Origin of the sequence: Fodinicurvata sediminis DSM 21159, assembly GCF_000420625.1 — a bacterium.
In the GTDB taxonomy this organism is placed as follows: domain Bacteria; phylum Pseudomonadota; class Alphaproteobacteria; order Kiloniellales; family DSM-21159; genus Fodinicurvata; species Fodinicurvata sediminis.
On sequence record NZ_ATVH01000018.1, the window covers coordinates 158,541 to 169,683 of the forward strand.

Below are 11,143 nucleotides of genomic sequence, written 5' to 3' on the forward strand. Positions count from 1 at the left end.
CGAGCTGGGCCGTAAATGACACTCGAGCTCACTACTGGGGAACATCTCATGCAGTTGTCGGTTAAAGGTCGGCACATCGATACCGGTGAAGCCTTCCGCCAGCATGCCCAAGATCAATTGAGCACGATCCTGGACAAGTACTTTGGTGATGCCATTGAGGCGAATGTCACCTTGTCAAAGGAATCGCATCTATTCCGTGCCCATGTATCGGCTCACATAGGGCGAGGCATGCTGTTGCAGGCTTCTGGCGAGGCCAATGAGGTCTATCCCGCCTTCGACATGGCGGCAGATCGTCTGGCCAAGCGGCTTCGCCGCTACAAGAGGCGCCTGCGTGATCATAACAACGGCCGGGCCTCTGCTCAGGACGTTCTACCGGCTCAGCAGTATATCCTGGCTCCGGAGCCGGAACCGGAAGACAATGCAGAACCTGCAGGCGAAGATGCGATAGCGGGCGAAGGCGACCAGCCCATCGTGATCGCCGAAATGGAGACGGAGATTCCGGTCTTAACCGTAGGAGAAGCTGTCATGCGCATGGACTTGGCGGATATCCCGGTACTCATGTTCCGTAATCGGGGGCATGAGGGTTTGAACGTGGTCTATCGTCGTAGTGACGGTAACGTCGGATGGATTGATCCACGCGGTAACCGCGAAAGCTAGTATCAGGACAATTTGTTATGGATATCGCCGATATGCTGAACCCCGAAGGGGTTCTTCCAGCATTGCGTGTGACGAGCAAGAAGCAGGCCCTCCAGGAGTTGGCAAGGCGTGCGGCTGACGTCACCGGACAGCCGGAAAGAGCGATCTTCGAGGTACTGGTTGAGCGCGAGCGCCTTGGCACGACAGGTGTCGGCTATGGCATTGCGATTCCCCACGGGAAGCTGTCAGAATTGGACCGTCTACATTGCCTGTTTGCGCGGCTGGAAACACCTGTGGAATTCGATTCCATTGATGAACAGCCCGTGGACCTGATTTGCGTCCTGTTGGCCCCCGAGAAGGCGGGGGCAGATCATCTGAAAGCCCTGGCGCGTGTTTCCCGTCTACTGCGTGACAAGACGATCTGCGACAAGCTGCGCGGCACAGACAGTCGTGACGGTCTCTATGCGATTTTAACGGAATCAGCTGCCAGTCACGCAGCCTGAAGACGGAACTGCTATTTCGCTTACCAGGGGAATGTCCACAGGCTGGGCATTCCCCTGTATCGTTAGGTGGGGCCTTAATGGACGGTCATGGGCTCCATGCCGTTTTGGCGGACGGCAGCACAGGCAACATCGAAATCTGCCATGACTGCGATCTTGGTGCCGTCAGCGGCGAAGATACCAACAGCATCCTGGAAGGGACGTACATAGGCCACGTCATCCACGCCGAACGACAGGAAATCGTCCTGTGTCAGCTGCTTCAGGTCACTGTGGGGCGTATTCTGCATCATAAACATACCTTTCCCTAAGCGGCAGCCCACGCTAATGAGGCGCAGGCTCCTTGATGTCTTCCCACCTACTGTCAGGCGGATTTCTGATCAATGGTCCTGGAGTCCGAACCGTCGGCTGTCTGTTTGCGCTCAATCTTGATGGTTCGAACAACTTCGTCATCTGTCTGGCGTTTCAGCTCGATGTGAAGCAAACCGTTATCCAGGCGTGCTCCCTCGACTTCCATTCCATCGGCCAACATGAAGCTGCGCTGAAACTGGCGCGCGGCAATGCCTCTGTGCAGGAAGGTGCGCTCGCTGTCATCTTCAGCCTGGCGACCGCGGATGGTCAACTGGTTCTTCTCCAACCTGACCTCCAAGTCATCTTCAGAGAATCCAGCGACGGCCAGTGTAATTCTCAGATGGCGCTCGTCCACTTGCTCCACATTGTATGGAGGATAACCGTCGCCACTGGTTTTGTGCATACGGTCTATGGCGCGTTCCAGTTGGTCAAACCCAAGCAGGAGCGGTGAATTCAGGTAGGAAGATTGGCTCATAGGTGCAGCTGCCTCCTCTTCTTGAGCAAGGTTGCTGGTTGTATGGTTCGATAGCGTCCGATTATCGGCACGCCACGAAAAGACCCATTATGGCGCCTTTGTAGAAAGAAATGGTGAATCATTGGGCACCTTCAAGTGGGATGCCGCTGCTTTTATGCCCCTGCACGATTACATATACGACATATAGTGCCGCGACTGTGCTTGACCCTTGCTTATAGGCTTTCTACCGTAAGGCCAACATTGGACGGTTCCTCGATAGGGGATGAAAGGCAATCCGGTGCGGCCGACCCAAGTCGGGGGCCAAGTCCGGAACTGTTCCAGCACCTGTAAGCGCCTGTCCGCAATCGCGTAGACATCGCGCAAGTCAGTCAGCCTGCCGCCAAAAGATGATTTTCCTGACCTTCCGGACTGTGCCCGGAAGGTTCTGAGCTATTGAACAGTCATTCAGGCCGGCCGGCCTGCAACACGGGGGACATGATGAACCACACAACCATTCTCAGATTCACACGCTTTGCAGCCGCTTTTCTGCCAGCAGCTCTTCTCGCCTCGGCGGCTGCGGCACACCCGGGCCATGAGACGCATGCAGGTGCGACCTTCCTGGGCGGTCTTGCTCATCCCGTGACGGGTCTTGACCACCTTCTGGCCATGGTAGCGGTCGGTGTCTGGGCCTACGCACTGGGTGGCCGCGCGCTTTGGGTTGTACCGAGCATCTTCGTGATGGCGATGGCCGTGGCCGGCGCTGCCGGTCTTGCCGGTTGGCAGTTCGCCCTGGCTGAAAGCGGTATTGCGCTATCGGTACTGGTCCTCGGTGTCCTGATTGCGGCGACAGTGCGCGTGCGTTGGGAAATCGGAGCCGCCATGGTGGGCCTCTTTGCTGTTTTCCATGGCTATGCACATGGTGTGGAAATGCCCGCCAGTGGCTCGCCAATCGCCTATGTTACCGGCTTTCTGATGGCGACAGCACTCCTTCATGCGGCAGGCGTTGGACTTGGTGTTCTGGCGGGTCGGCTGGCCTATACGCCAGCTGTGCGTGTGGCAGGAGGTGCCATGGCCGTGGCTGGGGCCTGGATGCTTGGCGGCGGGTATATTTGAGCGTACGCAATACATGAGCCCGACACGATAAAGAAGGCAGGAGAGTAAGTATGGCCGAGCGCCTGGGATTAATGGTTTGTGGTCACGGGAGTCGTGATGAGCATGCCGTGGCGGAGTTTGCCAGCTTGGCGGAGCACATGCGCCAGCGCTTTACCGATTGGCCTGTTGACTATGGCTATCTGGAGTTTGCGCGTCCCGTGATCCGTGATGGGCTGGACAAGCTGCGCGAACAGCAGGTGAATCGCATCCTGGCCGTGCCTGGCATGTTGTTTGCGGCTGGCCATGCCAAGAACGACATACCCTCGGTGCTCAACACCTACCAGGCGCAGCATCCTGGCCTCGAGATCAACTATGGTCGCGAACTGGGTATAGATCTGAAGATGCTGCAAGCCGCCGGCGACCGAATCCAGGAAGCCCTGGATGGTGTGAACGAGACGGTTCCTCGTCATGATACGCTTCTGGTCGTTGTCGGACGCGGCGCATCGGATCCGGATGCCAATTCCAACGTCGCAAAGGTCACCCGCATGTTGTGGGAAGGCCTGGGCTTCGGCTGGGCAGAGACCTGTTACTCCGGGGTTACCTTCCCGCTGGTGGAGCCGGGCCTCGAGCACGCAGCCCGCCTTGGCTTCAAGCGTATCGTGGTCTTTCCCTATTTCCTTTTCACGGGCGTGCTGGTCAGGCGAATCTATGAGCATACCGACCGTGTTGCGGCGCGACATCCGGACATCGAGTTCATAAAGGCGCCTTACCTGAATGATCATCCCCGCGTGCTGGATACCATGGCTGCACGTGTCGAGGAGATCCTGGAAGGCACGAACAACATGAACTGCCAGATGTGCAAATACCGTGAACAGGTGCTGGGATTCGAAGCGGAAGTCGGGCTGCCCCAGGAGAGCCACCATCACCATGTCGAGGGCATCGGCTCCGGGCAGGAGGAACATGCCCATGGCCATTCCCATGGGTCACACTCTCACGGGCACGAACATGGGCATGATCACAGCCATAGCCACAGCCACCATCACCCCTATCCGCATGCAGATCATCCTCTTGGGCCGCGCACCCTGAAGGAAAATGCGGGAGGCGGTCAGCAGGGTGGATGAACATGCCGCAGAGAGATTACCTGCGTGATCCGGCGGCCATCTACCAGAAGTCTTTCGAGACGGTTCGGCAGGAAGCTGTGCTCGCGCATCTTCCGACGAGCGTCCACGGCCTCGTCGTGCGGATGATCCATGCCTGTGGGATGGTGGACATAGCAGAGGATATCCGTGTCGAGGGAAATGCGGCTGCTGCCGGTGCCAGCGCACTGCGTTCGGGAAAGCCGGTCCTGGTGGATTGCGAGATGCTGGCACACGGCATCATTGGCTCCAGGCTGCCTGCTGGCAACAAGGTTGTGTGCAGCCTGAATGACCCATCCGTTCCGACCTTGGCAGGTCAGCAGCAAACAACGCGTTCGGCGGCAGCTGTCGAGCTTTGGGGATCGCAGCTGGATGGGGCAGTCGTTGCCATTGGGAATGCACCGACAGCTCTGTTTCGTCTGATTGAATTGCTGGAGGAGGGAGCGCCCCAACCGGCCGCGATTATTGCTGCCCCCGTTGGTTTTGTCGGGGCGGTCGAGTCCAAGCAGGCGCTTGTTGATGCATCACTGGGCATACCCTTTGTAACCTTGTTGGGGCGTCGCGGGGGCAGCGCAATTACAGCCGCAGGCGTGAATGCATTGGCAGGGGAATGGACGCAATGACTCGCTGGCTTTCCATCGTGGGCATTGGTGAGGATGGCCTTTCGGGCCTGGGAGAGCAGGCAAGGCACCTGATCGATCAAGCCGAAGTCTTGATAGGGGGGGAGCGGCATCTGTCCATGCTGCCTGAAGATGGCCGTGAGCGTTTGACCTGGCCCTCACCTCTCAGCCGTTTGGTGGCGGAGATCGAGGCTCGGCGCGGCCAGTCCGTGTGCGTTGTGGCGACAGGCGATCCCTTCTGCTTCGGCATCGGGACGACCCTGGCGCGACGCATCCCCATGATGGAGATGCAGGTGGTTCCGGCGCCATCTGCCTTCTCGCTTGCCTGTGCACAGCTGGGTTGGTCCTTGCCCGAAGTGAGTCTTCTCACACTTCATGGCCGGCCCACCAGCCTCCTCATTCCGGCACTTCAGCCAGATGCCCGCCTCATGGTTCTAAGCGACAGCCGCAGGACTCCTGCCGAAGTTGCGTCTCTGTTGTGTGAGAAGGGGTTTGGGGCGAGTGAGCTGCATGTCCTGGAGCATTTGGGCGGGCCCAGGCAGCGTGTTCTGCACCTGCGCGCCGACCAGGAGGATTTCCCTGAGTTCGCCGATTTTAATACCATTGCAGTGGTCTGTCGGGCCGGCACTGAAACTGAAATCCTGCCCAGGGTTCCGGGGTTGCCCGATACTGCCTTCCATCACGATGGCCAGCTGACAAAGCGGGAGGTTCGTGCGGTTACGCTGTCGGCTCTCATGCCGGGGCCAGATCAGGTTCTTTGGGATGTTGGAGCCGGGTCCGGTTCGGTGGCTGTCGAGTGGATGCGAACAACTCCCACCACGCGCGCCGTGGCCATCGAGCGCCAGGCTGCGCGTTGCGAGATGATAGCCAGCAATGCAGCACGACTGGGTGTCCCTTACCTGAAGCTGGTTCCAGGAGAGGCGCCATCCTGCCTGTCGGATTTGCCAGCGCCAGACGCCATTTTCATCGGTGGCGGTATCAATGGGGAAGGGCTTTTCGAGGCTTGCTGGCAGGCCTTGAAGCCAGGTGGTCGACTGGTCGCCAATGCTGTGACGCTGGAGGGAGAGGCGCGCCTGGCCGGCTTGCAGGCTGAGTACGGGGGAGAGCTGCGCCGGCTGTCCGTGTCACGTTCAGAGTCTGTTGGCCCGTTCCGGGGGTGGCGGCCCGCCATGCCGGTCACTCAGTTTGCCTTGGTCAAACCCAGAGGCGAAGCCTGATGGCCGGGAAGCTTTATGGTCTTGGTCTTGGCCCGGGGGATCCCGAACTGCTTACGCTGAAGGCGCATCGGATTCTGACAAGCAGCCCTGTCGTTGCCTATCCGGCTCTGGAGGATGGAGACAGTTTCGCCCGTTCGATCGTGGCGGCGTATCTGTCCGACAGGCAGAAAGAGATTGTCATACGAATCCCCATGACAGTTGAGCGCGCCCCTGCCCAGCAGGCGTATGACCGCGCCAGTCTGGAGTTGGCGCAAGAGCTGGACGAGGGGCGGGATGTAGCTGTGCTCTGTGAAGGGGATCCCTTCTTCTACGGCTCTTTCATGTATCTCTTCGGCCGTCTTGCCGAACGCTATTCAACGTCCGTTGTTCCGGGCGTGACCTCCCTGACGGCCTGCTCTGCTGCAGCCTGTGCGCCTCTGGCAGCCCGGAACGATACCCTGGCGGTCCTGCCAGCCCCGCTCTCGGATGAACAGCTGGAATCCAGGTTAAGGAGCTTCGATGCTGTGGCCATCATCAAGCCTGGTCGACATTTCGGCAGGATTCACGCCTTGCTGGATCGCATGGAGCTGCTCGATGAGGCGCACTATGTGGAGCGGGCGACACTCGCAAACCAAAGGATACTCAAGATGCGCGATGTACCGGATGACACTGTGCCCTATTTCTCGATGATCCTGGTGCATCAGCGTGGGGATGCCTGGAGATGATGGAAGCCATTCCCGGTAATGCGGCCCTTTTGACCCTGACTGGCAGGGGCGCTGAACTGGCACGCCGTCTGCAGCGCGAGCTGCCAGGCAGTACGGTCCACGGACTGACAGGGCGGGTCGAGGATTGTGACCATGCCTTTTCGGACACGGGCGCGGAACTGGCCGAAATTTTTGCACAGGGGCGCCCAATCATAGGTATCTGTGCTTCCGGCATCCTGATCCGCTTTCTAGGGCCATTGCTTTCTGACAAGGGAACCGAGCCGCCGGTCCTTTCTCTGGCAGAGGATGCAAGCTCGGTTGTGCCTTTGTTGGGAGGGCATCACGGTGCCAATCGCCTGGCCCGCATCCTTGCTGATCTGTTGGAGGGACATGCCGCAATTACCACGGCCGGTGATCTGAACTACGACACGGCTCTGGATGAGCCGCCGACTGGCTGGCGTCTTGGCAATCCCAAGGATATCAAGGCCTTTACTTCAGCACTGATGCGCGGAGAAAAAATATTTAAAAACAGTTTATTGCCGGGCTTCCTTAAGAATATACCTCAGTCCCATGACGGGGCGCTCAAAATTGCGCTTGGGCCATCCGTTCATCAAGGGGGTGAAGCCTGCCTGGTCTATCATCCTGCGGTGTTGGCGCTTGGTGTGGGCTGTGAGCGGGATTGCCCGCCGGAAGAACTTGAAAAACTGGTTGAAGAAACGCTCCGAGACGCAGGCCTGGCACCGGAAGCCGTTGCTTTGGTGGCCAGTGTGGATCTCAAGATGGACGAGGTCGCCGTTCATCACATGGCGCGCCACCTGGGTGTGCCGGCCCGTTTCTTCACACCTGACAGGTTGGAAACGGAAACGCCTCGCTTGGCCAATCCATCGAAGCTGGTGTTCCAGGAAGTGGGCTGCCACGGCGTGGCCGAGGCTGCCGCGCTGGCAGCGGCCGGGTCACAGGGGACGCTGGTGGTCACCAAGCACAAAAGCCGTGGTGCAACCTGTGCAGTGGCCCGGGCGATAGACATTATCGACCCCCAGGCCATGGGTGTGGCGCGCGGGCGGCTGTCCGTCGTAGGTATTGGACCAGGCCGCGCGGACTGGCGCACGCCAGAGGTTACCCGCATGATTTCTCAGGCGGAGGACCTTGTCGGCTATGGCCTTTATCTGGATCTCCTCGGACCACTGGCGCAAGGAAAGACACACCATGTCTATGACCTGGGCCAGGAGGAAGTGCGCGTGAAAGCCGCACTGGACCTGGCGGCCGAGGGGCGCAATGTGGCGCTGGTTTCCTCCGGGGATATCGGAATCTATGCCATGGCGACGCTGGTTTTCGAGCTGCTTGAGCGCCGGGATAACCCGAATTGGGCGCGCATCGAGATCGAGGTGGCTCCAGGCGTGTCGGCTTTCCAGGCCATGGGCGCGCGGATAGGGGCTCCCTTTGGGCATGATTTCTGCTGCATCTCCCTGTCAGACCTGTTGACCCCCTGGGATGCCATCGAGCGGCGCCTGGAAGCGGCGGCGGCAGGAGATTTCGTCATCGCTTTCTACAACCCGGTGTCGCGTCGTCGGCGCCACCAACTGGCCCGGGCCAAGGAAATCCTGCTTCAGAAGCGGCCCGAAGACACCCCTGTTGTATTGGGCAGTAACCTGGGCCGCCAAGGTGAGCAATTGAGCGTGATTCGTCTTGCCGACCTGGAAGTCGATGACGTGGACATGCTGACTACGGTGCTGGTCGGAAGTTCGCAAAGTCGCGCAATACCTCGTTCCGGCGGGGGGCATTGGGTTTACACACCACGCGGGTATGCCGCCAAGAACGACAGGATGGAGACGGCATCATGACAGTACACTTCATTGGGGCCGGACCTGGTGCACCGGACCTGATCACGCTACGTGGCCTGAATCTGATTCGGCGCTGTCCCGTTTGCCTCTATGCAGGATCGCTCGTACCTGCCGAAGTCGTAGCGGAAGCACCGGAAGGCGCCGTTGTGGAAGATACGGCATCCATGACGTTGGAAGACATCATCTCACGCATTCAGGCGGCCCACGAGCGCGGAGAGGATGTGGCGCGCGTGCATTCCGGTGACCCCTCAATCTATGGGGCAATCGGGGAGCAGATTCGCAAACTGGAGGAACTGGACATTCCTTTCCGGATTGTGCCTGGTGTTCCTGCTTTCGCGGCGGCGGCTGCGGAAATTGGGCGAGAGTTGACCCTTCCCGAGATCAGCCAGACGGTAATTCTGACGCGCACGGCCATGAAGTCATCGTCCATGCCGGAGGGAGAGGATCTTGAAATCCTGGGGCGGAGCGGGGCAACACTTGCCATCCATCTCTCCGTACGCAACCTGCGTATCCTGCGTGAGAAACTCGTGCCCCATTATGGGGAGGATTGTCCCGTGGTTGTGGCCTATCGCGCGAGCTGGCCGGATGAGCTTTATATCCATGGAACACTTGCGGATATCCAGGCGAAGGTGAGGGCTGCCAAGATCACACGTACGGCCTTGATTCTGGTGGGGCCAGTGCTTGAACCAGGGCGCTTTCGGGACAGCGCGCTCTATGACGCGGATCATGTGCATGTCCTGCGCCCGCACAGAAAAAAGGTCAGCGGATGATTTCGCCGATCCAGTCCAGCGCCTCCGTTACTGAACGGGCCAAGGCTCCGGGCGGAACGGGGGGGCGTTCTACCATGATGATCGGAAGCGCCAAGGCGCGTGCCGCCTGGATCTTTGCATACGATGCGGAACCGCCGCTGTTCTTGCTGACAAGGCAGTCGATCGCATGTTCGCGCAACAAAGCCTGTTCTTCCTCGAATCGGAAGGGACCGCGCTGGGCGATGACACTATACCTTGCCAGGGGCAGGGGATCTTCCGGTGAGTCGACAAGCCGGATCAGGTATTCCACATCCCTGCGCTGCGTGAAGGGTTCCAGTTCCTGGCGACCTGTGGCCAGGAAGGCCTTGCAATCACGCGGCAAGACTTGGGCGGCTTGCTGGAGGGATGGAACAGAGATCCATCGATCCTCTTTTTCGGCCTGCCAGGCTGGACGCAAAAGTTTGATGCGTGGAACGCCAGCCAGTCCGGCGGCACGCTCGGCATGGACCGGCATTCTGAGCGCGAAAGGATGTGTTGCATCGACGAGAAGGTTGACCTGCTCGCCTTGCAGGTATCGGACAAGGCCGGAACTGCCGCCGAAACCGCCAATACGCACCTCTCCTGGCAAGCTTGCCGGATTGCGGGTGCGGCCGGCCAGCGACGTGATGATGCGCCAGTCGGTTTCCTGTGTCAGGTGGCGGGCCAGTTCTGCGGCTTCCTGTGTGCCTCCCAGAATCAGTAAACTAGGCATGGCTGCGTCCGACGATCTGTCCCTTTCGGTCAACCACGACAATATCCACTTCGCAGGGCGCCTCTCTCAGGGCGGCCTTGGCCGTTTGTCGGGCTTTTTCGGCAACTCTTGGCGCTATGGGCAGATCATGCGTGGTGGCGAGGGCCAGAACCTGACCTGCCGTGTTGGCCTGTCGTACCTGATCGAGGATGTCCGACGAAGCCCCAAGCTCAGCCATTTCGGCTGCCAACCAGTTGAAGTCGACCTGACTGCGCCCGGAATGAAGGTCCAGAAAGCCCTGGGCCAGCTTCACGAGCTTTGCGAAGCCACCCCCAATGGTGACATATGGAATCGGTTGACGTCGCAGATACTTCAGCATGCCGCCGGCAAAGTCCCCCATGTCGAGCATGGCGTGGTCCGGCAGCTCATAGAGCTGTTGCACGGTCTGTTCCGAGGTCGAGCCGGTACAGCCGGCAACGCGCTGGAGCCCTTTCGCATGCGCTACGTCGATTCCACGATGGATCGAATGAATCCAGGCAGCGCAGGAAAAGGGATGGACGACCCCGGTCGTTCCCAGAATCGAGAGGCCACCCAGTATGCCAAGGCGGGGATTCCAGGTCTTTGCTGCGAGTTGCTCACCTTCAGGAATCGATATCTCGATTTCCAGGGCAGGGGACTCCAGTCCTGTGGCTTCCTGTACGACGGCTGTCATGAGTTGTCGGGGAATCGGGTTGATTGCCGCTTCCCCCACAGGAACGGGCAGCCCTTCAAGCGTGATCGTGCCCACGCCGGGGCCGGCACGAAAGACTATGCCACTTTGAGCAGGTCTGGGCCGCACGGTCGATATGATGAGAGCGCCGTGCGTGACGTCGGGATCGTCACCGGCATCCTTGATGATGCCGGCTGCCGCGCAGGTTGCTTGCCGGCTCTCATAGGCGAGTGGGAAGGAGGGAGTCTCTCCCTTTGGCAGCGTGATCTGGACAGGGTCGGGAAAATGGCCGTCGAACAGAGCCGTGCAGGCCGCCTTTGTGGCAGCGGTGGCGCAGGCTCCCGTCGTCCATCCGCGCCGCAACGTTCCTTCCGGTTTACGAGTCATTCTGGATTTATAGGTGCATCGGCTGATCGAGACCAGATGCA

The 11,143-nt window shown here is 59.5% G+C and carries 13 protein-coding genes and 1 riboswitch; of the genes, 9 read left to right on the forward strand and 4 right to left on the reverse strand.

The window, feature by feature from the left end; genetic code table 11:
• Positions 1 to 48 precede the first annotated feature (48 nt).
• Positions 49 to 657, forward strand: a complete 609-nt coding sequence (gene hpf / locus G502_RS0115910; RefSeq protein ID WP_022729675.1) for a ribosome hibernation-promoting factor, HPF/YfiA family — start codon at positions 49 to 51, stop codon at positions 655 to 657.
• 17 nt (positions 658 to 674) lie between these two features.
• Positions 675 to 1,139: a PTS IIA-like nitrogen regulatory protein PtsN gene (ptsN, locus tag G502_RS0115915; protein ID WP_022729676.1), complete on the forward strand. Its 465-nt coding sequence runs from the start codon at positions 675 to 677 to the stop codon at positions 1,137 to 1,139.
• A 74-nt stretch (positions 1,140 to 1,213) separates the two neighbouring features.
• On the opposite strand, the gene G502_RS0115920 is transcribed toward ptsN, so the two are convergent.
• Together G502_RS0115920 and G502_RS20770 are read right to left on the reverse strand one after the other, a co-directional pair.
• A complete protein-coding gene (locus tag G502_RS0115920) occupies positions 1,214 to 1,426 on the reverse strand; it encodes a DUF1150 family protein (protein ID WP_022729677.1) in 213 nt (70 codons plus the stop codon).
• A gap of 71 nt (positions 1,427 to 1,497) precedes the next feature.
• A complete protein-coding gene (locus G502_RS20770) occupies positions 1,498 to 1,959 on the reverse strand; it encodes an Hsp20 family protein (RefSeq protein ID WP_022729678.1) in 462 nt (153 codons plus the stop codon).
• A 228-nt stretch (positions 1,960 to 2,187) separates the two neighbouring features.
• A riboswitch (cobalamin riboswitch) is annotated at positions 2,188 to 2,354 on the forward strand.
• Between the two features lie 79 nt (positions 2,355 to 2,433).
• Between G502_RS20770 and G502_RS0115930 the strand changes: the two genes are divergently transcribed.
• From G502_RS0115930 to cobM, 7 genes are read left to right on the forward strand one after another with little or no spacing between them, the layout of a single operon-like run.
• Positions 2,434 to 3,051, forward strand: a complete 618-nt coding sequence (locus G502_RS0115930; protein ID WP_022729679.1) for a HupE/UreJ family protein — start codon at positions 2,434 to 2,436, stop codon at positions 3,049 to 3,051.
• A 50-nt stretch (positions 3,052 to 3,101) separates the two neighbouring features.
• Positions 3,102 to 4,151, forward strand: coding sequence for a sirohydrochlorin chelatase (locus tag G502_RS0115935; RefSeq protein WP_022729680.1), 1,050 nt, complete (start codon positions 3,102 to 3,104; stop codon positions 4,149 to 4,151).
• A 2-nt stretch (positions 4,152 to 4,153) separates the two neighbouring features.
• Positions 4,154 to 4,789 carry a precorrin-8X methylmutase gene (locus G502_RS0115940; protein ID WP_026989578.1) on the forward strand — a complete coding sequence of 212 codons (636 nt, stop codon included), beginning with the start codon at positions 4,154 to 4,156 and terminating at the stop codon, positions 4,787 to 4,789.
• On the forward strand, positions 4,786 to 6,003 hold the full coding sequence (locus G502_RS0115945; RefSeq protein WP_022729682.1) for a bifunctional cobalt-precorrin-7 (C(5))-methyltransferase/cobalt-precorrin-6B (C(15))-methyltransferase: 1,218 nt from the start codon (positions 4,786 to 4,788) through the stop codon (positions 6,001 to 6,003). Before G502_RS0115940 ends, G502_RS0115945 begins: the two co-directional genes overlap by 4 nt.
• A complete protein-coding gene (gene cobI / locus G502_RS0115950; RefSeq protein WP_022729683.1) occupies positions 6,003 to 6,707 on the forward strand; it encodes a precorrin-2 C(20)-methyltransferase in 705 nt (234 codons plus the stop codon). The genes G502_RS0115945 and cobI overlap by 1 nt, the downstream gene beginning before the upstream one ends.
• Positions 6,704 to 8,527, forward strand: a complete 1,824-nt coding sequence (gene cobJ / locus G502_RS0115955; protein ID WP_026989579.1) for a precorrin-3B C(17)-methyltransferase — start codon at positions 6,704 to 6,706, stop codon at positions 8,525 to 8,527. Before cobI ends, cobJ begins: the two co-directional genes overlap by 4 nt.
• Positions 8,524 to 9,297, forward strand: coding sequence for a precorrin-4 C(11)-methyltransferase (gene cobM, locus G502_RS0115960; protein ID WP_022729685.1), 774 nt, complete (start codon positions 8,524 to 8,526; stop codon positions 9,295 to 9,297). The genes cobJ and cobM overlap by 4 nt, the downstream gene beginning before the upstream one ends.
• Here the strand turns inward: cobM and G502_RS0115965 are convergent.
• Together G502_RS0115965 and G502_RS0115970 are read right to left on the reverse strand one after the other, a co-directional pair.
• On the reverse strand, positions 9,287 to 10,027 hold the full coding sequence (locus G502_RS0115965) for a cobalt-precorrin-6A reductase (protein WP_022729686.1): 741 nt from the start codon (positions 10,025 to 10,027) through the stop codon (positions 9,287 to 9,289). The genes cobM and G502_RS0115965 overlap by 11 nt on opposite strands.
• Positions 10,020 to 11,102 (reverse strand): cobalt-precorrin-5B (C(1))-methyltransferase, encoded by a 1,083-nt coding sequence (locus tag G502_RS0115970; RefSeq protein WP_026989580.1) that lies wholly within the window; start codon positions 11,100 to 11,102, stop codon positions 10,020 to 10,022. The genes G502_RS0115965 and G502_RS0115970 overlap by 8 nt, the downstream gene beginning before the upstream one ends.
• Between the last annotated feature and the right edge of the window lie 41 nt (positions 11,103 to 11,143).